This is a genomic window from Pseudomonas sp. NY11955 (assembly GCF_048068035.1).
Lineage (GTDB): Bacteria > Pseudomonadota > Gammaproteobacteria > Pseudomonadales > Pseudomonadaceae > Aquipseudomonas.
In genome coordinates this window covers 25,253-45,425 of record NZ_JBLUPS010000022.1, presented here as the reverse complement: position 1 = coordinate 45,425, position 20,173 = coordinate 25,253, and the positions used below count along the sequence as shown (strand labels likewise).

The 20,173-nt window shown below is 60.3% G+C and carries 18 protein-coding genes; 16 read left to right on the top strand and 2 right to left on the bottom strand.

The window, feature by feature from the left end; genetic code table 11:
- The first annotated feature begins 185 nt into the window (after window positions 1-185).
- Complete coding sequence (locus ACNFBR_RS27205) at window positions 186-4,100, top strand: hypothetical protein (protein WP_416737600.1); 3,915 nt, start codon at window positions 186-188, stop codon at window positions 4,098-4,100.
- A 175-nt stretch (window positions 4,101-4,275) separates the two neighbouring features.
- Here the strand turns inward: ACNFBR_RS27205 and ACNFBR_RS27200 are convergent, their stop codons facing one another.
- Window positions 4,276-4,647 (bottom strand): hypothetical protein, encoded by a 372-nt coding sequence (locus tag ACNFBR_RS27200; RefSeq protein ID WP_416737599.1) that lies wholly within the window; start codon window positions 4,645-4,647, stop codon window positions 4,276-4,278.
- The gene (locus tag ACNFBR_RS27195) at window positions 4,635-5,300 is read right to left on the bottom strand and encodes an AAA family ATPase (RefSeq protein WP_416737598.1); all 666 of its coding nucleotides are present in this window, start codon (window positions 5,298-5,300) and stop codon (window positions 4,635-4,637) included. Before ACNFBR_RS27195 ends, ACNFBR_RS27200 begins: the two co-directional genes overlap by 13 nt.
- A gap of 395 nt (window positions 5,301-5,695) precedes the next feature.
- Between ACNFBR_RS27195 and ACNFBR_RS27190 the strand changes: the two genes are divergently transcribed.
- The 15 genes from ACNFBR_RS27190 to ACNFBR_RS27120 all read left to right on the top strand — a co-directional run bounded on the left by ACNFBR_RS27190 (window position 5,696) and on the right by ACNFBR_RS27120 (window position 20,164).
- On the top strand, window positions 5,696-5,977 hold the full coding sequence (locus tag ACNFBR_RS27190) for a hypothetical protein (RefSeq protein WP_416737597.1): 282 nt from the start codon (window positions 5,696-5,698) through the stop codon (window positions 5,975-5,977).
- Between the two features lie 304 nt (window positions 5,978-6,281).
- On the top strand, window positions 6,282-6,617 hold the full coding sequence (locus ACNFBR_RS27185; RefSeq protein WP_416737596.1) for a type II toxin-antitoxin system RelE/ParE family toxin: 336 nt from the start codon (window positions 6,282-6,284) through the stop codon (window positions 6,615-6,617).
- Between the two features lie 134 nt (window positions 6,618-6,751).
- The gene (locus ACNFBR_RS27180; protein WP_416737645.1) at window positions 6,752-7,036 is read left to right on the top strand and encodes a helix-turn-helix domain-containing protein; all 285 of its coding nucleotides are present in this window, start codon (window positions 6,752-6,754) and stop codon (window positions 7,034-7,036) included.
- A gap of 66 nt (window positions 7,037-7,102) precedes the next feature.
- A complete protein-coding gene (locus tag ACNFBR_RS27175; protein WP_416737595.1) occupies window positions 7,103-7,513 on the top strand; it encodes a hypothetical protein in 411 nt (136 codons plus the stop codon).
- 313 nt (window positions 7,514-7,826) lie between these two features.
- Window positions 7,827-8,084 carry a hypothetical protein gene (locus tag ACNFBR_RS27170; protein ID WP_416737594.1) on the top strand — a complete coding sequence of 86 codons (258 nt, stop codon included), beginning with the start codon at window positions 7,827-7,829 and terminating at the stop codon, window positions 8,082-8,084.
- 39 nt (window positions 8,085-8,123) lie between these two features.
- The gene (locus ACNFBR_RS27165) at window positions 8,124-8,336 is read left to right on the top strand and encodes a hypothetical protein (protein ID WP_416737593.1); all 213 of its coding nucleotides are present in this window, start codon (window positions 8,124-8,126) and stop codon (window positions 8,334-8,336) included.
- A 175-nt stretch (window positions 8,337-8,511) separates the two neighbouring features.
- Window positions 8,512-8,808 carry a hypothetical protein gene (locus tag ACNFBR_RS27160; protein ID WP_416737592.1) on the top strand — a complete coding sequence of 99 codons (297 nt, stop codon included), beginning with the start codon at window positions 8,512-8,514 and terminating at the stop codon, window positions 8,806-8,808.
- Window positions 8,805-9,125 (top strand): hypothetical protein, encoded by a 321-nt coding sequence (locus tag ACNFBR_RS27155; protein ID WP_416737591.1) that lies wholly within the window; start codon window positions 8,805-8,807, stop codon window positions 9,123-9,125. Before ACNFBR_RS27160 ends, ACNFBR_RS27155 begins: the two co-directional genes overlap by 4 nt.
- Window positions 9,118-9,375: a hypothetical protein gene (locus tag ACNFBR_RS27150; RefSeq protein WP_416737590.1), complete on the top strand. Its 258-nt coding sequence runs from the start codon at window positions 9,118-9,120 to the stop codon at window positions 9,373-9,375. The genes ACNFBR_RS27155 and ACNFBR_RS27150 overlap by 8 nt, the downstream gene beginning before the upstream one ends.
- Window positions 9,376-9,392: 17 nt before the next feature.
- Window positions 9,393-9,623 (top strand): hypothetical protein, encoded by a 231-nt coding sequence (locus ACNFBR_RS27145; protein ID WP_416737589.1) that lies wholly within the window; start codon window positions 9,393-9,395, stop codon window positions 9,621-9,623.
- Between the two features lie 2,268 nt (window positions 9,624-11,891).
- Window positions 11,892-14,216 (top strand): LPD1 domain-containing protein, encoded by a 2,325-nt coding sequence (locus ACNFBR_RS27140; protein ID WP_416737588.1) that lies wholly within the window; start codon window positions 11,892-11,894, stop codon window positions 14,214-14,216.
- Window positions 14,209-17,301 (top strand): hypothetical protein, encoded by a 3,093-nt coding sequence (locus ACNFBR_RS27135; RefSeq protein WP_416737587.1) that lies wholly within the window; start codon window positions 14,209-14,211, stop codon window positions 17,299-17,301. The genes ACNFBR_RS27140 and ACNFBR_RS27135 overlap by 8 nt, the downstream gene beginning before the upstream one ends.
- A gap of 114 nt (window positions 17,302-17,415) precedes the next feature.
- Window positions 17,416-19,095, top strand: a complete 1,680-nt coding sequence (locus ACNFBR_RS27130; protein WP_416737586.1) for a hypothetical protein — start codon at window positions 17,416-17,418, stop codon at window positions 19,093-19,095.
- 12 nt (window positions 19,096-19,107) lie between these two features.
- Entirely contained in the window at window positions 19,108-19,629 is a 522-nt protein-coding gene (locus ACNFBR_RS27125) for a hypothetical protein (protein ID WP_416737585.1), read from the top strand.
- Entirely contained in the window at window positions 19,613-20,164 is a 552-nt protein-coding gene (locus ACNFBR_RS27120; RefSeq protein WP_416737584.1) for a hypothetical protein, read from the top strand. The genes ACNFBR_RS27125 and ACNFBR_RS27120 overlap by 17 nt, the downstream gene beginning before the upstream one ends.
- The last annotated feature ends 9 nt before the right edge of the window (window positions 20,165-20,173 follow it).

Genomic DNA, 20,173 nt, shown 5'->3' with positions numbered 1-20,173 from the left:
GGTGTCATTCAAGGCACCCTGAGATTCAACCGAATGTATTCAGGGATATCTTCACTTGCCGGCGACTTTGAACGGCTCCATTCCTCGAAAGAGCGTTGGTAGTTACCGTTTACGGGTGAAAACCCTCCCCGGGGGAGGCCTCAAGCCGCGGCTATCGTGGGACTTTCCCGCGGAGCCCGTGAAGCATGAGCGATTCCTACACCCAGCTGGCCAGCGCCGCCCACAGTGGCGCCTTCGGTCTCGGTGCCAAGCGCACCCCCACAGCGGACCAGGTCCGTGCCGGCAACTACGCCAAGGGCAGCCTACGGCTGCATGGCCTGCCCATCACCATCGAAACCCCCATGTTCACCCCACGCACCGGCAAGGAAGACGGTCAGCCCTGGTCGATCGTGTGCATGGCCAACTACGGCTACATCAACGGCACCAAAGGCGCTGACGGCGATGCCTTCGATGTTTACGTGGGGCCGGTACCGGAAAGCACGCTGGTGGTCGTGGTCAACCAGGTGAAAAAGGACGGCAGCTTTGACGAGCACAAGGCTGTGCTGGGCTTCCACGACGTCGATACGGCGCTGACTGCCTACCGCAACAGCTACCAGAAAGACTGGCGCGGTATGGGCAGCTATGTCGTGTGTACCGTCCGCCAGTTCAAGGCCTGGCTGAAGGCTGGCAAGTTCAGCAAGCCACTGGCTGCGGGTGACCTGGTGGAGGACCAGCTGAAGGCCACCAGTGTCGCGTTCGTGACCTGGGGCGAGAACGACCTACCAGTAGGCGTGACGGTTGGGGACGTTATCTATGACCTGCGACGGCTTGACCAGGACAAGCTGATGCTCGACAGCGCCACCATGGCCGACATCACCGAGCTGCTGAGCGACGGCAGCATGCTTGACGCCATGGTGATCGAGTACGCCCAGTTCGACCGCAAGGCCAATCAGCTTTTGCGCGTAATGCAGGCTGATACTGGCGAAGTGAAGGCCGAGTCGGTCGAGGTCAGCAAGCCCTTCAAGAACCGCGGCACTACCCAGGTGGCCATGCTCTTCAGCATGAGCGACGGGCAGAGCGTTTCAGTCTTCTTCCACAACCCAGACAGCACGCCGAACAAGCTGGCGCCGACTGACGACCTGATCAGCTGGAAGTGGGTACTGAACAAAAAGGACATCACTGTTGTGGTGGCGCCAGAGCGTGGCCAGGACATCAGCCCACGCCAGGTCGTGCGCCGGATCATGGCCCTGGTGCAGAAGAACAGCGCCAAATTCACTCAGGCTGCTGGCGCCAGCGCGGAAAAGACAGCCCAGCTGGAAGGTCTGAAGGCCCAGGCGCAAGAGAAAGTGGCCGAAGTGGAACGGCTGGACGCTGTAATTGCCGAGTTGCAGGCCAAAATCGACGCGCTGCCGAAGGCATCCGCTGAGCCGGCTGAAGATGGCAGCTCCCCTCCCCCGGCTCAGGATGTCAGCTACGCCCAGCGGGCGCTGGCCAAGGCGGATGCCGCCGCCGAGCGCTTGAAGGCCCAAGGCGTCACCCCGATGACCCGTGAAGAGTTCATGGCGCAGGTGAACGGCGGCGAAAGCTTAGGTTTCAGCATGGACACCCTGACCGAACGCCTGAAGGAATACCAGGACACACTAGCGGGCGTGCGCGCCGGCACGGTGAAGCCACGCAGCGTGGTCGGCAAGGGCGGGACCAAGAAGGCGGCCATTGCCTGGCTGGAAAAGGGCATCGTTGAGGTTCAGGAAGCGCTCGACAAAGGCGGTATCACTTACCCGGTGAATGCCAACAACTACGAATATCACCTGTCCAAGCAGCTGCGCGAGCTGGAGGCCCAGCAGGCCGGCGGCACCGAGAACCAGGACCATGGTAACGGCGCCGACGACGCTGAAGCGCAGAAGATCGCGCGCTTGCTGGAAATGCTGGCCGCCGCACGGGCCAAACTGGCTGGTATGGCCCCTGGTGATGCGTTCTACGGCAACCTGGCCACGGATATCGCCGGCATGGCCACGCAACTCTGGGACGCAGGCTATCGAGGCCCTGAAGCCATCCAGGCAGCACCAGAGCCGCAGAATCGCACCGATTGGGAAGAAGCGGTGACCCAAGCGTTGGCCGATAGCATGCGCGCCACCTACGGCGATGCAGCTGGTGTCATGGAGGCGCACGAAGCGGTGGTCGACACCCAGTTCGCGGCTGGCGCTACCCCAGAGGCTGCGGCTCAGTTCATCAAGAAGGCTGCACAGGTTGATCAGCCCGACATGCTTGGCGACGATCCATCGCTGCGAGACAACCGCAGCGACTTGCAGAAGCTGACCGACTCCCTCAAGGCCGGCGATAGCCTGGGGGCGTTGAGCCTGCTTCAGCGCTTTGAGGATCCCGCAGTGTTGCGCAAGCTGGTAACTGACGCAGGCTTCAGCCTGGGTGTTTCCGCCACGGTAGATGAGATTCTGTCGGGCGTAGGCCGTGACCTGGTGCGTGCAGGCCGTAACAAGGTGGATGGCTTTGGCCTGGCGGCGATGGACAAGGCAGCGCATGAAGCGACTCAGGCAGCCGCTGCTCAAGCCGCAGAGCCGCCCCCTGCCCCATCGGTTGTCCAAGATGACGATACCGGTGATATCGCCCCTGAGGGCCGGGAGAACACCGTTAAAACGGCCAAGGGCACCAAGGTAGTCACGGGCTTCCGGGTGATCGAGGCCAAAAACCTGATCATCAGTCATGAGGCCGATGGCACGGCGAACCCGGACTACCCGGGTGAGTTGCAGCCGCGAGACCGCGCCCGTGCGACATCGCAGGCTTGGGTGCAGAAGACTGCCCGGTCGTTGGACCCCGACAGCTTGGGTCGCACCAACCGCGCCGACAGCGGTGCGCCGATCGTAGGACCGGATCGTGTGGTCGAGTCCGGCAATGGTCGTGCAATGGCCATCCGCGAGGCTTACCGGATCGGCCAGGCTGAAGAATACCGGGAATGGCTGCTTGAGCATGCGGACTACTTCAAGGTGAGTACGGCCAAGATCGAGGCGATGAAAGCGCCTGTGCTGGTGCGTGTGCGGACCAGCGAAGTGAACCGCGCGGAATTCGCTGTGGAGGCCAATCAGGATGACAAGTTGGCTATGACCGCCACCGAGAAGGCCCGTAGCGATGCCAAGCGCCTGGACAGCGCCATGATGGCCAAACTGGCCGATGGGGACCTGTCCAGCGCCGGCAACCGCTCGTTCGTGAATGCCTTCCTGCAAAGCCTGGGTGATGCCGAGGCGGCGCAGTACCTGACCAGCGATGGAAACCCAACCGCGAGCCTGATCAGTCGGGTTCAAGCCGCCCTCTTCGCTGGCGCTTACTCCGACGATCGATTGCTGGAACTGACCGCCGACGTCAGCAAGCCTGAAATCGCCAACATCGTCAGCGCCTTGAACATGGCCGCCCCCGACTTCATGCGGGCGAAAGACTTGGACCAGGTCGGCGCCGAAACTGCCGCCGAGAAGGTGGCTGACTCCCTGGAGCTTTCCCTGGACCAGGAAGCGGTCAATGCCATCCTTGATGCCACGAACATGCTGCGCAAGGCGAAGGAAAGCGGCATGGGGCTGGAAGAGTTCCTGCGCCAGGGCGATATGTTCGGCGGCGTAGATCCCGCTGTGGCAGCCATGGCCATGTTCATCAGCAAGAACAACCGCAGCGCCAAGCGCCTGGGTACCGCGTTCAAGGCCATGGCCCAGTTCGTTGAAACTGAGGCCAAGCGCAAGCAGACAGCCGGCCTGTTTGGTGACGAGCCTGCCCGGTTTGTGGACATCGTCAAAGCGGCCAATGAGCAGCTGGAGAAGGAATTCGGTGAAGGCGTGTTTGCGATCGAGCAGAATGACCTCTTCAACCAGGCGCCTCCTGCCCAGCCGGCGGCACCTGCTGTAGTCGAGAACGAAAGCGAGGATGATGCAGTGAAGGAAGCCAAGGCCTATTTGGATAGCGTGATTGAAGGTACTGCTGATATGAGCGTGCCGGACAAGGTGATGAAGCGCCTTGAAGAAATCTACGCGGCCTATGGCGAAGGTGAGCTTAGCGGGTTGTTCGCTGACGCCGCTGAGGCATTCGCGCAGCACGCGCTGAAGGCAACAGCTGACGAGTTCTAATCGGCTAGAAACCAGAAAGCCCGCGGTGTGCGGGCTTTTTGTTGTGTAATGGGAGCAAGCTGCGCAACTGGTGTCACTTACGCAATAATGCAAATTGCGCATGTGATCTAACTTAGGCAAGTTACGCCACCTGCGTAAGTGATATCAGTTGCGTCACTGGCATCACTTGCGCAACTTACTCGCCTTGCTCGCTTTCCCCGCTCGCATCTGCATCCACCACAGTGGCCAGCAGGGCGACCAGATCGGCACGGGGCATTGCCGTGAGCGCTTTCACGCCAGCCCGGATTACGTCGCTTCGGGATGCTTTGAACGTGCGCGGTGCCAGCGACAACTTGTCGATCTGCCTGTTTGTCTTTTCATCCAGCGAAAAGTTAGTGCGCTTGAACGTCGGCCCTTTCGGCTTTTTGGCTGCTTTGGCAGGTTCGGGTGCAGGTTCAGGCTGGGCTTGTACGGGTGCCCCGCCTATGAACTTTTTCAGGTCTTCTTCATTCACCGTACCCTGGCGAGCAGCGACACTTGCCGCGTCTAGCCCTTTTAATCCTGCCATGATCTGTTACCCCACAGTTCCAGTGCGATGGCGCGAATCTCTTCTTCGGCCTTCGGATCAATGTTGTTTTCGAGAACGCTCAGGCCATCTTCCTCGGCGTCATCGTACGAATTTCGGTTCATGGTGATCGCGTTGAGGGTCGGAAGACCGAAAGACTCGCATGCAGCCTTCGCGTCCAGAATGCGATAGACCTGGCTCGGAAGAGCCGGACACTGCGACACGAGTGCCCGCACCTGCAACTCAGGATTCAGCGACAACGCCATGCGCATGAGGCTGGCGATGTTCGGCAAGGTCTTCAGGTCACGGCGTTTAGGCCTGAAAGGGATGATCATGTAGTCCGCAATGGTCATTGCCGCACGCAGTGCGTTGGAGTCCGCACCCCCCGCATCGATCACGATGTGTTTGTAGCGGGTGGCCTTTTCCTTCAGCCATTCGCGGATCTCGCCGCTAGCTTTCGCATAGTGCACCAGGGCGGCCTTGGGATACTTCTCGCGCATGCTCTCGCGCTCCGCTGCCCATTCATAGCTTGTTTCCTGCGGGTCAGCATCCACCAACAGGACGTCACCGCCCGACTGAGCGATGAGTACAGAAAGGTTCTGCGCCAGGTTGCTTTTGCCTACGCCGCCTTTCTCGGAGCCCAAAAGAATGATCATTGCCAGTCCTCGACTTGTTCAGCTTGGGTAAGTTACCCAAATGGCGCAACTTGCGCAATTGGGGAGTGTTGCGCAGCTTCTGTCAGTTGCGCATGGCGAGCAAGATACGCAACGTGTGCAACTTGCGCAAGCGTAGCAATGCGAGCAACTTGCGCAAGTTGCACAATATTGATCTTGCACCGGTGCGGAATTCGGCCCATCATGGCGCCGTGCCATCCAAGGCGCTTGAGCCCACCATTAAAGGAAGTACATCGGTCAGGGCGATACACACCGCGGCTGGGCTCGGGGCGGCGCCATGGTCCAGTCAAAAATTCAGCGGCAGCTGTACGCACTGCTTACGGCTGCCGTAGCGATCGATACAGTATCGATCGTCAATTGAGCAGAGGAGCGTAGCCATGACGAGGGTACAGGGGCCTGAATGGGAGCAAGTGAAAGCCCAGCGCTTGGAATCGATCCTATCTGCGATCGAAAGGTTGCGAGTCAACGATCAACCGGGTCTGCGGCATTTCCGGCATGGAAGTCTGCATGGCAGGATCAATGAACTACGGATCGTTGGTTTGTTCACTCCCGAAGAGGCCCGCGACCTTTCGCAGGCGGCCAACGCTGCTAATTTAGCGGCATATCAAGCGTTGAAGGCTGCCGGTACTGAACCTCAATCAGTGCAAGTGCTGGAGTAGCTCACCAGCGTTCCCACTCGCTCAGCGCAGACGGACCGCCCACAAAAACCCACACAATAGGTATAGGAGATGCCTAGGCGGTGGGTTTTTGTCGTTTATCGGTTTCGATATAGAAATAGTGACGTACACTTGACTGTATCTCGAAACCGATATAAGGTTTTCTTGCTGATTCTGAGAGGCTCGCGCTGGCAAGCGAGAGGATCAGCACATTCCTAATGACCAGACAGGGGCAACAACGTGACCGCATACCAAGCAGCCAAAGCGCTCAGACATCGACACCGACATCGATTAAGGAACCTCAACGATGCTAGACGAACGACCGTCGCAAAAGCCGCTCAAATGGGTAGGCAGCAGTAAAGAAGACCTGCGGGATTTTCCTGTGGTGGCAAAGCAGCGTGCTGGCTATCAACTGGAACTGATCCAAGAGGGTGAGGAACCTGCAGACTGGAAACCTATGGAGAGCGTAGGGCCCGGAACGCGGGAAATTCGTATCAAATGTAAAGACGGGGCTTTTCGCGTGTTTTATGTGGTTAACCGACCGGATGCTGTCTACATCCTGCATGCGTTCCGTAAGACCACTGAAAAGACGGAAAAGCGCGACATTGATCTGGCAAAAGATCGCTATAAGTCGTTGGACTGATGGACTGCAATACCCCTGGTGAAAACCGGGGGGAGGTAGCTACCCCTTCATGCACCTAGGGGTATAGATCTAGATCAGTCGACTCGAGGTACTATTCCTGAATGCAAAAGATGTAAAACAGAGGATTTTTAATGATGGCAATCGAACGCTCTACCTCCGTGTGGGATGCGTTGGTTGACTCGCCAGAAGAGGCCGAGAATCTTCGGCTACGCTCGAAGCTGATGCGCGTACTGACCAAAACCGTTCGGTCTTGGGACCTGCCGCAGAAGGAAGCGGCACGACAGCTGCACGTTACTCAGCCTCGCTTGAGCGAGCTGCTAAACGGGAAAATCGACAAGTTTTCCCTGGACGCCTTGGTGAACATGCTGGCCAGCGCAGATCTGGAAATTGATATCACCGTAAGACCAAAAGCAGCCTGACTAAGGCGGCTTTACGCAAAAATGGGCTGGCCTTTGGGTCGGCCCTTTTCATTCCAGGAGGTCTACATGACAACGCAACAACCTGATGTGCAGCAGAAGCCTTTGGCCGACCTTATTGCGGAGGCCTTGAGTGATCCGCAAGGGCGTAGCCAGTCTGGAGTGATTTTGAGCGTTGTCGGAATCCTCATTGAGCAGACGCGCTTCGATGAGTTGACTGAGGCACTGAAAGCGTGGCTGCCGCTTTACAAGAACACTCGTCTCGAGCAGTACGTGATTGCCAAGGTCCCTCCTAAGATTTTTAATCACATTTTGAAGCAGACCGGCGTTAAAGAAACAGTGCTTATGGATATATGGCAAGAGCACAATGTGAATACGGCCCTAAAAAAGGCATCCGTTGTGCCTGGCAGGCTCGCCCACCTTGTGCGTGCGTATACCACCCTCGCACAGTCAAAGAGTCAGGCATCGAGCGATACCTGAGTGACCCTGTGGAACGCCAGACCATATGATTCGTCAGTAATCAGAGCAGCGTGTGACGGGAGCGGGTAAGGGCAGGGTCACTGGTCCGGGAGGCGCGTCTGGAATGATCGTTGTCAGCTCGGCCAGAAGGGTCACAGTGAAAAGCAATGCATAGGCTGAGCGTTGGAGCCACGTGAGGTAGCGCATGATGGGTGTCCCAGTATTGAAAAGGAACACCTATTTAGTTGTCACGACTTTCTAGGCTCCACCCAAGTTAAGGTGGTCGAAGCCCGCATTTAACACGCAAGTTTGATAAAGGAAAGGAACCCACCCCATGAATTCCCAAACCCCGCACCGAGCAGCACCGGCGCTGCTGACTGAACCCTTTGAGTTCACTCTGAGCCAGGATGAACTGCGCGACCTCAATACCTATCGGCAGGAGGCGTATGCCGCGCAGCGGCCGGGGCAAAAATTTCAGACGACCCAGCCCGACAACGAGTCGCGCAGCAAGGCACTACGGGCTGCTGTGGCTTTGGCCGAGGCATTGAGCCAGCGCGCTGAAGGCCGATTGCTCCAGTCGTCAGAAAAATGATTTCATTTGGCTATCATTCCAGCAAGGAGAGCAGTACCGATGAAAACCTGTACCGTGTATGGCGACATGCAGGCTGACAGCGCCGCCGAGCAGTACCCGACCGTGCCCCTGTGTGACGATTGCGTGTCCGAGGACAGCCAAGCAGGCCCCGATCACAAGATTGTCAGCCAGCAGCGCTACAACCCTGCTTTTGGTGACACCTGCGACTGGTGCAGCAAAACTGCCGCCGAGGAAGCCGCCGACAAGGCGTGATGGTCCGTGGTGGCGTCGTTGTCCACAACAGATTTCCGTTAAATAGAGGCCCCCGTATCGAAAGGTGCGGGGGCCTTTCTTTTGTCCGTGGTTCCCAAAACGACGGAAATGGGCGACCAAAACCGCTAAAGTGATTTCGGCGTATCCCACCCCATCACATCAGGAACTGTCCACCATGCGCGAAACTCAGCAGCAAGCCACCGACCGCCTTGCTCTACAAATTGCCGAGGGCTTGGCACTGCTGCCGGCAAACCTGCGCCGCCGCCTGGAACACACGCCCGACGGGTTCCGCCATATGTTGGGCAACGCGCTGTTTGGACTGCACCACAGCCAGGCCGAGAGCGACTATGACCAGGGAGTGAGCTTTGGCAAAGCGGTTGGCAGCGTCACCACGGCTTACAGCCTGAATGTGATCGATGGCAAGCTGTTTGAAGATCTGATGCGGGCTTTGCCTCAGGTCAAGGCGCGATGAGCGCCGGCGCGCTGTCCTATCGGGGACCGGCCGACCTGACCCTGACCTACGGCACCGCGGCCGGGCTCGGCCCCAGCTCCGAGCGCCCGGGCGTCGACGTGGTGGTGAGCCGGCCCAGCGGGGGCGCGCCGGTGTCGGTGCTGGTCGACCGCCCCTTGGGGGTGGCCCTGCTGCTGGCCCCGGGCGTCAGCCGGGCCACCCTGGTGCTGCCCGACGGCACCGTACTGGCCGGCGCGGTGCAGGGTATTTCCGAGAGCGGCGACTATTTTGAGATTGCCCCCGTGTCGCATGCGACACAGGGGAATCGTTATGCGTAACGAAATCGCATTGCCGGGCGGGCTGGTGTTGCCGGCGGCGTATGAGGCGGCGCTGCGCCGGCGACTGGCCGACATTGAGGACGCCGCGACCCCGGTCAACTGCCTGATCGCCCAGGCGCGCGCCGAGGGCATGGTGGAATGTCTGGAGACCGTGACCCATGGCATCCCGGCCGGCCATATTGAACGTCTGTACCTGGTGATCGAGGACGTTACCAATCAGCGCTTGGCCGTGCTGGGGGCCATGCAGTGATCGGCCAGGCGGTGGATGTGAACATCCTGCGCGTGCTGGCCAGCACCCGCCAGGTGCGCGATGCGGTGGCCGGCCGCTGGGTAGACGACCGCAGTCAGTGGACGCTGAGCATCCGCGTCGGCGGCCCCACGTCGGGGCTGATACCGGTACGCTCCAAGCGTGACCAAGTGAAGACCTGGGCGAAGCTGGACACCCTAGTGAAGTTTGCCGAAGAGGCCGGGCTAGAAGGGTTCCGGGTCGAACTGTGAGACGCCCGACATATACTTCTGGGAATGGGCTGACGCTTTGCGCGGACTGGTGATTGGCACCGTGGTATTCTTTACCCCCGCTATCGCATTTTTTTGCAATGGTCCCGTTCAGTATCGGCGCCGCTCTGCGCGGTATGCTGACGGCGCGCTGTAAAGTGGCTTGACGATTCGGCGGCGTAGAGGGTGCAGTAGGCGCAACAGAAGGTCGTTGGAACGGGCCCGGAAAGGGCGAATTCAAGCTACCGGCAATCGCATCTTGTGCTTGCCAATGATCCTCGGTCGATCACCTCGCCAAGGCGCGTGGTAATCTCGGGTCCGAATCGCAGGCACAAAAAAACCGCCTTGGAAGGCGGTTTCTTTGGCCGGCGGGTTGGAGGCCACGCCGACGACGTACTGAAGTACTTGACGAACACGACTATAAACAGTGCGTCAAAGGTACGCAATACGTCTGCCCGGGCGTACATGGTTATTCATATTTGAATAACGGCGCAATTGCGTTACGGAAGTTTCTCCGTAGCGTATGGACCGTTAGACAGCGTCAAATCGGCCGGTTTGCGTGAAACGCAGCGAAAGGCTTGATTTACCGGGGGTTAAGCCCGGGCAGCCCCCCGGGCAGTGCAACTAAGTGCCCGGGGAGCAAGTGTTAACCAAAGTTGTTTAATAAACTAAATACCGTTCGTCGGATAGTTGAAAAAAGTTTGAAAAATTTGCCGCAGCGCTCAGGCGCGCGTGGTTAAACTAGCACCGCAGCCGCTTGCGTCTGCACTGGGCCCTTGCAACCACGTCCGGAAGACGTGCCGGTCACGCAAGGTGGGTCCACTCGAACATTGGCGTACTGAAGTACTTGACACACTTTCAGTAGCCGCTTGCTCTGGCCGGTAAGGGCAAGCTGCGCCAAGGTTCCCTATACAGGAAACCTTTCTCCATGGAATGGTTAAAAGCTTCGGTCAGCTTTTGCTGGCGGTGCGCCTGTGGCGTGATGAAGGTGATTCAAGCAGTCAGGGCATTTTTCTGGCTGGTAGATCGCTGGAACGACCACAACATGCAATAACCCTCGACCCCGCCAAATGGCGGGGTCTTTCTTTCCAGGCGCATACGATCGTCTTACGTCGATCTCTCCCAGAGCTATTGAGCCATCCCTTCTCGTTGAGATCCGCTGACCGTAACTGCGGTAGCGTTTTTTCCATCTCTTTAACAGCTGCTGGCCCTTCATGGATGTTTAGCCCGACTGACGCTGCGGCTAGAATGGGAGTGTGCACGCTGTGAAGCTGGATGATGGCGGAAAAATTCGCCTGCGCGCCGCCTGTAAGGACGTGGTTTCATCGTTGGTATAGTCGCGTGCTATGACGAGCGGTCGTGCGTGACTTGCCCGCAGCTTTCCCCAAAAACAGTTCCAAGGGGAGTATTCTGAGCGGGCTTAAAAGGCGGGCACAAAAAAGCCGCCTGGATGGGGCGGCTTGTCTGTCTTCCGCTTGGCCTGGATGGGGCCTGCGGAAGTGGTACTGAAGTGAACCTACGAGGCGATAGTGGTGCCACTAGTGTCACCCGTCAAGGGTGTCAAAGTGATTAGCGCTCGCTAATCAGCCTAGGAGCGCGTTTAGCGACGTTTCAGGAAGCACCATCCGATTTCTGCGCAGATCAGCGCAAAATCGTAAATAACGCCTGTTATTGGCGTTTTGACCCTAAATTAGTGTCTTTTCCGTACATTTTACTGTGATGGTCTGAAGCTCTGAAGCCTATTCAACTGCCTGTTGAATACGGCATACCGTTCGTCGGGAATATTGGTCAGATTGCCGTTGGGCCGTCTGTCGCGCTACAGGTAACGGCATCGATAGTGGTAAAAAGATTGCACGCGATGGCATGCCGTCGCTTGGCCCCTCAACCGCGGTGGGAACCGTGCCGGGAATGGGCCGAAAAACCGAATACCTAGCGTACTGAAGTGAACCTACAATTCTTCTTCAGTGACCATCTGCCAAGCCCGGAGAGGCGGGTGGTGCCAAGGGTTCTCGCAGACAAGGAACTCCCTCATGGGGATAGCCCTTTCATTGCGCCAGTTATGGCGTGGTTTGCGAGCGATTGCCGGCGCATACAGTGTCGGTCGCCTGTTCAGCGGAGTGCTGGACATGCTTGATCGTCTCGACTCGTAAGTAACACAGAGCCCCGCCACCTGGCGGGGCTTTTTTATTGGCGGGCTGGCGCAAAGCCTCCCCGTAGACCCCTTCACCGGGGCCGGAAAATACGCGCCTGGAACCGTACAGGCACGTCACCATGTCCTTATCCCCCATCGAGAAAACGCGGCTGAGCGGCCAGCTGTTGCGGCTGCGCGCACAACTGATGACCGGCACGCTGAAGCCGCTGGAGAAAGCCCGCGTCAGCGCCGAGGCGCTGAGTATTCGCAAGCAACTGGGCGCCTTGGACCTGAAACCGCCCGTGGTCGATGCAGAGACCGCTGCCGAGCTGGAGGCCGACGACGGCCTCAGTGATGACCCCAACAGCCCCAACTACCGCTATGCGGACGTGGGCTACATACCAGGTAGCCGCAAGGAAGAGGCCGCTGGCGCAATCCGTAAGGCGCGCACCGAAGGCCGGATGCTGCGTAGCACCGACATCGACTTCGCAGCCATTGAGGAAACACCACGGCAGGCCCGGGCCTTGGTCGTCAAATCCAACCTGTTTGGCGTGGTTGATTGGGACGGCCTGAAAGAGCAGGGCACCGAGCCCGCGGCTGCGTTCCTCATGGATCGGGTTTATGCGTCGATCGCTAAGGAACCGACCGAGGACAGCGCCGAGGCGCGCAAAGCCTATGTGCTGGGCCTGGAGACCTTGCGCACGCGCCTTGAGCTGTGCCGGACCTCGAAAGAGGTGGTGGCCACCTTGACCGACATTCGGGAAGAGCTGCTTGGCTCGCAGCTGGACGCCGACGAGGCCGAGCAGTACCAGGCCATTACCGAGCGGCAGCGTACTATCGGCAAGCAGATTGCGGCGATCCAGAACGACGAAAACCGCGCGCAAAGCGCCATGTATGCCGCCAGCAATCTCAACAACAAGGCCAAGCGCGACCTGGACAACCGAGCCTCCCGAGGCTGGTCAATCACTGCCGAGCACGAGCAGGCGGCCAAGGCTGCCGAGACTGAGTATCAGCAAGCCATGCAGGCCTGGTCGGACCTCCTGGACCAAAACAAGCCAGTGCTGAAGCAACTGCGCGCCGCTTCGAGCGCCCTGAGTCAGGAACGTGCAGAAATCATGGGTGTGGCCAAGGCGCGCAACCTGGGCTCCCCGATCAACCGGGCATGGATGTCGCTGGGTGATCGTTTCGTCAAATCCCTGATGTTCCGCAGCACTTCCGGCTCCGAGGCCTTCGCGCGCCACGTATCCAACGCCCTTTCCGGCGACCCCAAGGATTGGGAGTGGGCCGATAAGAAGGGCGGCGAGGTAATGCTGGGCGCTCCCAAGGCCCCAACCAAGAAGCGGCAGACCTTCGCGCTGCGGGTGGTGGACAAGTTCGACCGCAAAGGCGGGCGCGCGGTCGATGTCAACTCGACCAGGGCGCTACAGCAGCTGTGTGGCTTCCGGGCGGTACAGTCTGGCAACTGGGTGTTGGATGACCCAGACAGCGCGAAATGGCATGTGGAGCAGTTCGCTGGCGCCATGATGGATATGGCCGATGTCCTGGGGATCAGTGAAGAGCACCTGGGCTTCGGCGGGCGCCTGGGGATTGCATTCGGCGCCCGGGGCAAGGGCGGGAAGGGCGCAGCCACCGCGCAATACGAGCCAGTACTACGCGCTATCAACATCACAAAGATGAACGGCGGCGGCGGTGCTGGCCATGAGCAGATGCACGCCCTGGACAACATCCTGCCCGGGCTATTGCGCGGCGAGCCTGGCGCAGCCACTGAGTTCGCCACGGACAACCCGCAGCTGGTACCAGAAGGGCCAGTGCGAGACGCCTTCGCGGCGCTGAAAACGGCCATGACCGAAGGCACCCAGCGCCTGCCGGAAACCATCAAGTTCACCCCGCGCACATTCGCCAACGCCAAGCTGAACCTGGACAACCCGCGCGGGCAGCTGGCGCAGCGTATCAAGGCCGCCGGCAGCGCCGAAGCCGCGGTGCTGGTGGTTGATGGGTTCTACGCTGGGCGCAACTACCGCGGGGCGCAGAAGGACCAGAAGACCTGGCGCACGCTCGCTGCGGCGTACTTCACGCCTGAAGGCACGACCGAGGTGCAACTGAACACCGGTAAGGCCGTGTCCAGCTTTATGGCAGAGGCGGCATTCCTGGATGGCTCGAAGGAAGGCAAATACTGGTCGTCGGCGCCTGAAATGGCCGCCCGGGCGTTCCAGTCCTACCTGGAAGACAAGCTGGCCAGCATGGACCGCCAGAACGACTACCTGAGCTGCCTGGCCGACAACAAGCACCACTACTTCCCCGCTCAAGGCGAGCCCTTCAAGCCATACCCGGAGGGGGAAGAGCGCCAGCGTATCAGCGCTGCTTTCGATCAGCTGTTCGCCGCCCTGCGCGAAGGCAAGGCCTTCGAGACGGCGCTGGCCAACACCGCACTACTTGATTCGATTTTCCGAGGCTTCCATGACTGACCTGAGCCAGGCCGGCGTTCTGCCAGCCATCGAGCGCGCGCGCCTAAGCGCCGAGCTATTGCAGATCCGCGGCCAGTTGGTCGGCAACACGCTTTCCCCGATCGAGCGGGCCCGGGCTAGCGCCAGGGCTCTGGCCATCCGTGACTTGCTGGGCGCTCCCAAGGCTGCGCCAGAGGAAGGCCAAGCTGCCTTTGAGGCGGCGCGCACCTTCTACCAGCAGCATCTGAAGGGGCGGGTCATCCAGTCGGTGATTGGCCCGGTGCAGATTAACGGTACCGGTTGGAAGAAGGCGAAGCTCGGCATGAAGTCGGACACCCTGAAGGCCAAGCTGATCGAGCATGTTGAAGAAATCCTGGTAACCGGTACCGCCGGCCAGCGCCAGGCGCCGCACAAGGTGCGCACTGATGACTTCGTGGCGTTCCACTTCATCCAGAAACAGGTAAGGGTAGATGAGCTGCTGGTAACGGCGGGAGTGACGGTTGCGGAGGATAGCAGGGGCAACCTGTTCTACAACGTGTCCCACGAAGGGCGTGAAGCCTGGAAGGCAAAAGAAAACGGCGCCACGGATTATGCGGGGGTAGGGCCCCGCTCCGATGACGCCGACAACGGCACGCTGGATTCCACCCAGCGAGAGCAGGATTTACGTACCGTCGAGGACACTGTAGCAGACGACGACCTCAATATCACCATCCTTGCGGTGGCTGTTGTCGAGCCACAGGGGCCTGCTGCCAACGAAGTGCCAGGCGCAGCCAAAGCCACTCAACTTGGCGTCACTACTGGCCAGATTCAGCAGAAAGGCGGGGGTGTCCTGTTGCAGGGTGACCCCGCTGCGCTGGCCACCTACGCACGTAAGTATCTAGACCTGGTGAAGTTCACTGAAGCGGGTGATGGGCTGGTGCTGACCAAGGGCCAGGCCGACAAGGTGAAGTACTTCCCGATCGGCGCCGAGCAGTTGGCCAGCGGAGCTGTTATCTACAGATACTCAGAGATATCACATGATATCGGTGTTGCGGTTGCCTTCGAGGGTGAGCTATCCGGCATCGCGCGGAGCCTGCCCGAACTGAAAAGCGCAATGGCGCAGCGCTGGGGGGCGGAGAAGTACCGCACGGTCTTCGGTGAGGATGCTGACGCCGCTGACATCGAGGCCTACGAACAGGACCAGGCCGAGATTGCCCAGCGCAAGCGGGACAATGTCCAAGCTGAAGCCGACGCCGCCGCTCAGGTCCAGCAGCAAGCGCACCAACAGGCCGCTGACCAGGCTGCCAAGCAGCAAGAGCTGGATGCGCTGATTGCCGGACAAAACCAGCTGGCGCGGGAAGACTTTGAGCGCACCGTCGGCGCCGGCAAAGTCGAAAACCCCATTTACCAAGCCTACCTGGACACTCTGGAAGAGCTGCCCACCTTCGAGCAGGGCAATTCGGGCTTTCTGGGGTGGGCAAGTATCCGTGCTGGCGAGTTCGAGCGCGCTGGCAGGGGGCGCCCGTCCACCAACAAGGACGCCTACCTGGCCTACATCCGGGAATGGGCTGACCAGCACCTGGCCGAGCGGGTGAAGAAGGCCCAGCAGCCTGCGCCGGAAATCATTGAGTACAAGACCAAGCGCGACAAGATCCTGCGCGGCATCATCCGCACCGACCTGACGTTGGCCGAAGCCAAAGCCATCGACCCCTATACCTGGCGCATGAATGGCGGCTACTTCATCCGCGAGAAGCATTTGGAGGGGGATACCAGCGCCATCCAGGCCGCGCCGGTACCGGTGGTGCTGACGCCCGAGCAGGAGGCGGAAAAGCAGGAGCGTGACCAGCGCGAGGCCCTGGAACGCCAGCAGAAGGCCGTCGCGGCCCAGGCGGATAAACTGCGCCAGGCTGGCGCCAAGGCGATTGCCAGCGGCAATGAGGGGATGACAGCCGACCGCAAGACCAACACATCACGCCGTGCCGGCATGGCCGCCAGCGCCTTCGCCCGGGCTGCCAATGACGAGGCCGAAGGGCAAACACTTACCCGTATTGCCGATGCCATTGAGGTCGGCGCCGCTGGCGCGCTGTCTGGGTTGACCAGCCGCACCCAGTTGCAGGAGCTGAAGCGCGCCCTGAGCAGGGCCAAGAGCGATTCGGAGGCCGGTCTTTCCTACGCCGACCAGCTGGCGCGGCAGGGCCAGCCAGTAGGCGAGGAAGTGATTCACCTGGTGCGTATGCCGTCGAGGATGGTGTGGGGATCCTGGTACCGGGATGCTGCCCGGGAAATGACCAGAAAGGCGCCGACGGGAAACAGCAGGCTGATTGCTGCATTGACCAAGATGGCGGGACGGGTGGAACGGTGGAGCCTGGAAAAAGACGCCGATATCGCCATTACCCGCAAGGCGTACCAGGTGCTGAAGACCGTTAAGGAAAGCTGGTACCTGGAAGCCCCGATGGAAGTGCTGGCCAAGGCCGAGCGCCTGAGGCGTATGGGCATCACTACTGACGCCCAGCTTCAGGACGCATGCCGGGCGTTACTGACCCACTTGGCAGCCAAGCAGGAGGAAAGCGCGGTGGCCAAGGCCGAGCGCGCAATCATTGGGCAAAAGGTCGGTATCGACTTCTTCCCGACGCCGGCAGCGGTCGCGCACCGTATGGCCAAGCTGGCGCGGATCGGGAAGGGTGACCGTGTGCTTGAGCCCAGCGCGGGCAATGGCAACCTGGCCGACGCGGCGGCGGCTGCCGGCGGCGAAGTGGACGTCATTGAAATCAGCAGCCAACTACGGGACATCCTGACTGCCAAGGGTTATGCCGTGGTCGACCACGACTTCATGGGTTTCACCCCAGAGCAACCCTACCAGGCCATCTTGATGAACCCGCCCTTCAGCAAGCGCCAGGATGCCGAGCACATCATGCGCGCCTTCGGGATGCTGGCCGCTGGCGGCACCCTGGTGGCCATCGCAGGTGAAGGCGTGTTCTTCGGTTCGGACAAGGCTGCCCAGCACTTCCGGGACTGGCTGGACCAGCACGGCGCCGAGGTCGAGAAGCTGGAAGGCGGCACCTTCCAGGACAACGCGCTTTTGGCGCAAACCTCCGCAAATGCCCGTCTGATTGTGCTGCGCAAGTAATCGCTTCGAGCGTGCAAACCATGCAAACCCCCGAGAAATCGGGGGCTTTGCCGCTCTTACCATTGTTCCTGAACTGCACGGGCGCTGCCCACCATCAGGAACGAGGTAACAACGATGACCTTTATTTATGCGCCCAACACCACTTTGGCGGAAGACGAACAGAAGGTTGGCCAGCTGGCCAAGATGGTCCGCAACGACGGTGGCATGCTCGATAGCGTGTCTTCGAGCGGCGTAGGCGCCATCGGTGAAGCGATCAAGAACCCTGGCGACCTGCTGCCGACTCGTATGGTGTCGGTGCTGGAAATGATGGACAAAGACGACAAGCCGAAGGTGGTTGCGGCCATGCTCGACGGCATCCGTCGCTTCGAGTACGAGCACGGTTACACTCCTTCCGCCGACATCATCGACGCGGCCCTGTATCAGGCCGGAATTGCTGCTAACGGCTCGCTTCCGATCCTGCCAGGCGGCGCCACCCTCGATAGCGTTAGCAGCTCCCTCCAGTCCTCGCCGCTGTCCCACCAACCAAACCGCACTTCGGTGGCGCTGTGCGGTTCGATTGCTGAGGCGTTCCCAGCTGGCGCTTACCTGCCATCCGATATCGGCTCCAACGAATCCCGCCTGTCCATCGTCAACAGCCAGGCCGGCAATGACTTTGGCGCGTACAAGGATGGCTCGATCCTGGATGGCGTGGGCGGCGGTCTTCGCTACATCAGCCCCGAGCGTACTGTTGTCGCGGCCCTGGCGGGTGACCGCACCACGGCAACCTTCGCGTTCAAGACCCTGCTGGAAGGTGGCGGTGCCGCAGTTCCTCTGTTGCCGACGCGCACCTATGTAAAAGTCGGTGGCTTCAAGGTGGCCGGTGAACTCGACGCGAACGATACGGCAGCTCAGCGCCAGATCGCCGGTCAAGTCGATATCAGCGGTGCCAAACACGCAATCAGCGGTTCGGTAGATTTCGCCGCCGGCACCGGCTCCTTGGCGTTCAACCCTGCGCTGCCAGAAGGTACCGAAGTCAAGGTTGTCGGTTTCATCGACTACGAGGCGAAGCCAGCCCTGACGCCCTCGATCAAGACCGAGGCCAAAACCTTCTCGCTGTACTGCGCTGAATACCGTGTGCTGATGCAGACCACCCCGGGCGCCCGCAGCCAGGGCCAGGCCGAACTGGGTACTGACTTCCTGAGCGTGGCGGTGAACTCGGCACGTGCCCAGCTGGCCAACGAGCGCTACTACACCGCGCTGGAAAAGCTGGTCGAGATTGCGCGCCTCACCCACCGCGAATTCGACTACGACGCAGCTAACCAACTGCTGGAGAAGTCCCGTGCCCAGCGCTGGCGCGACTTCGCAGCTTTCTTCGGTGAGGTCGACCAAGAGGTTGCGAACAACACTGGCGAATTCGGCCTCGGCATCATGTGGGTAGGCAAGAAAGGTGCTGCCAACTACCGCTCCATGGGTAGCGACGACTTCGTGCCGTCCGGTGTAACAGCCCGCCCAGGCATCTACCGTGTAGGCCGCTACAAGAACCAGTACGACGTCTACTACACCCCGCGTGGCTTGAAGGAGACCACAACCGACATCCAGATGCTGGCAGTGGGTCGTGCGGCGCAGGTGGCTCGTAACCCAATCGTGTTCTCCGACGCAGTGGCGCCGACCATGGTACCGCTGGCCCTGATCAGCGACCTGAAGTCGGGCTCCGCGCTGTATGGCCGCAACTTGACCGAAGTGAACCCGCACAAGGCATCGGCCATGGGCTGCGCACTGATCACCGTCAAGAACGTCGACACCCTGGTTCCCTAATAGGAGGCGAGCATGGCAAAGGCTCCAGCTTCGACTGCTGCGGACAAGGCGACAAAAGCGCCGCGCAAACCGCGTCAGTCGACTGGCAGCACCGCCGCCAACCAGGACAAGGACACGGGCGCACAAGCGCCCGTTTCCACACCAGGTGGGCAGGCAGACGCTGCTACCAACACATCGGCCCTGGCGGGCGAGTCCCAGCCGGGGACTTCCTTCGGCATGGGGCGCTTTCCTGATGACTGGAAACCCACGCAAACCCCCGAAAAGTCGGACCTTGAACAGGCCGTACAGTCTCTGGCGTGGGCACTGCCTGACATTGCCGAGTTTCCTGCCGAGCTGACGCTAATCAACAACACCCGCAACACCCTGGTAGTCCGGGCGTTGGGTGTGCGGTTGAGGCGTTTCGGTGAGGTCACCGTGCAGTGCCAGGAAGCGGCGCAGTACCAGGAGATTGCGCGCGAGCTGGCAACACGAGCACTGCGCGAGTGCTGGGATTCAGACATCGGGTTACAGGTGAAATATGGCGAAGAACGATAGTAAAGGCGTCGACAAGGTCGACAGCACCACCAAGGCAGGCGTGGACAGCGCCGACAAGGGCGTTGAGGTTGTCCAGGTCAGCACCAATGCTGCCGTGGTCACCGCGGGCCCCGCGAGTGACACCGCGGCGCTTGTGCAGGCTGCCGCTGCTGCCCTCAAGACCGTCGATGCCGGCGGCGTGGTCGTAATCAACCTGGGCGCTGCATCTGGCGAGAAGGTTGCCGAGCTGGCTCAAGCCATCGTGGAAGGCCGCGAGTTCCCGTTCGAGGTCCACCTGGAGCACAAGTGTTACAAGCCGCTCGTGGTGCCATCCACGCGCCACGACGAGCTGATTCCGTCCGGCGAGCCCGTGCCGTTCAAGGTGAAGAGCTTTGAGCAGGCTTGGGTGGTGGTGACCGACGTTGCAGCCCTGGCCAAGCGCTACGGCAGCGAAGCCGAAGACTTCGTAACCCTCACCATCCCGCCAGCGCCTGAAACGCTAGCGGAACAGCCAGCCAATCAAACTGCCGGTGCTGCCGGCGGCGCCGCCGAATAAGGGGGTCAC

Excerpts from the sequence above, each read along its gene's own strand:
- ACNFBR_RS27205 (WP_416737600.1), top strand. The coding sequence starts at position 186 with ATGAGCGATTCCTACACCCAGCTGGCCAGCGCCGCCCACAGTGGCGCC.
- ACNFBR_RS27200 (WP_416737599.1), bottom strand. The coding sequence starts at position 4,647 with ATGGCAGGATTAAAAGGGCTAGACGCGGCAAGTGTCGCTGCTCGCCAG.
- ACNFBR_RS27195 (WP_416737598.1), bottom strand. The coding sequence starts at position 5,300 with ATGATCATTCTTTTGGGCTCCGAGAAAGGCGGCGTAGGCAAAAGCAAC.
- ACNFBR_RS27190 (WP_416737597.1), top strand. The coding sequence starts at position 5,696 with ATGACGAGGGTACAGGGGCCTGAATGGGAGCAAGTGAAAGCCCAGCGC.
- ACNFBR_RS27185 (WP_416737596.1), top strand. The coding sequence starts at position 6,282 with ATGCTAGACGAACGACCGTCGCAAAAGCCGCTCAAATGGGTAGGCAGC.
- ACNFBR_RS27180 (WP_416737645.1), top strand. The coding sequence starts at position 6,752 with ATGGCAATCGAACGCTCTACCTCCGTGTGGGATGCGTTGGTTGACTCG.
- ACNFBR_RS27175 (WP_416737595.1), top strand. The coding sequence starts at position 7,103 with ATGACAACGCAACAACCTGATGTGCAGCAGAAGCCTTTGGCCGACCTT.
- ACNFBR_RS27170 (WP_416737594.1), top strand. The coding sequence starts at position 7,827 with ATGAATTCCCAAACCCCGCACCGAGCAGCACCGGCGCTGCTGACTGAA.
- ACNFBR_RS27165 (WP_416737593.1), top strand. The coding sequence starts at position 8,124 with ATGAAAACCTGTACCGTGTATGGCGACATGCAGGCTGACAGCGCCGCC.
- ACNFBR_RS27160 (WP_416737592.1), top strand. The coding sequence starts at position 8,512 with ATGCGCGAAACTCAGCAGCAAGCCACCGACCGCCTTGCTCTACAAATT.
- ACNFBR_RS27155 (WP_416737591.1), top strand. The coding sequence starts at position 8,805 with ATGAGCGCCGGCGCGCTGTCCTATCGGGGACCGGCCGACCTGACCCTG.
- ACNFBR_RS27150 (WP_416737590.1), top strand. The coding sequence starts at position 9,118 with ATGCGTAACGAAATCGCATTGCCGGGCGGGCTGGTGTTGCCGGCGGCG.
- ACNFBR_RS27140 (WP_416737588.1), top strand. The coding sequence starts at position 11,892 with ATGTCCTTATCCCCCATCGAGAAAACGCGGCTGAGCGGCCAGCTGTTG.
- ACNFBR_RS27135 (WP_416737587.1), top strand. The coding sequence starts at position 14,209 with ATGACTGACCTGAGCCAGGCCGGCGTTCTGCCAGCCATCGAGCGCGCG.
- ACNFBR_RS27130 (WP_416737586.1), top strand. The coding sequence starts at position 17,416 with ATGACCTTTATTTATGCGCCCAACACCACTTTGGCGGAAGACGAACAG.
- ACNFBR_RS27125 (WP_416737585.1), top strand. The coding sequence starts at position 19,108 with ATGGCAAAGGCTCCAGCTTCGACTGCTGCGGACAAGGCGACAAAAGCG.
- ACNFBR_RS27120 (WP_416737584.1), top strand. The coding sequence starts at position 19,613 with ATGGCGAAGAACGATAGTAAAGGCGTCGACAAGGTCGACAGCACCACC.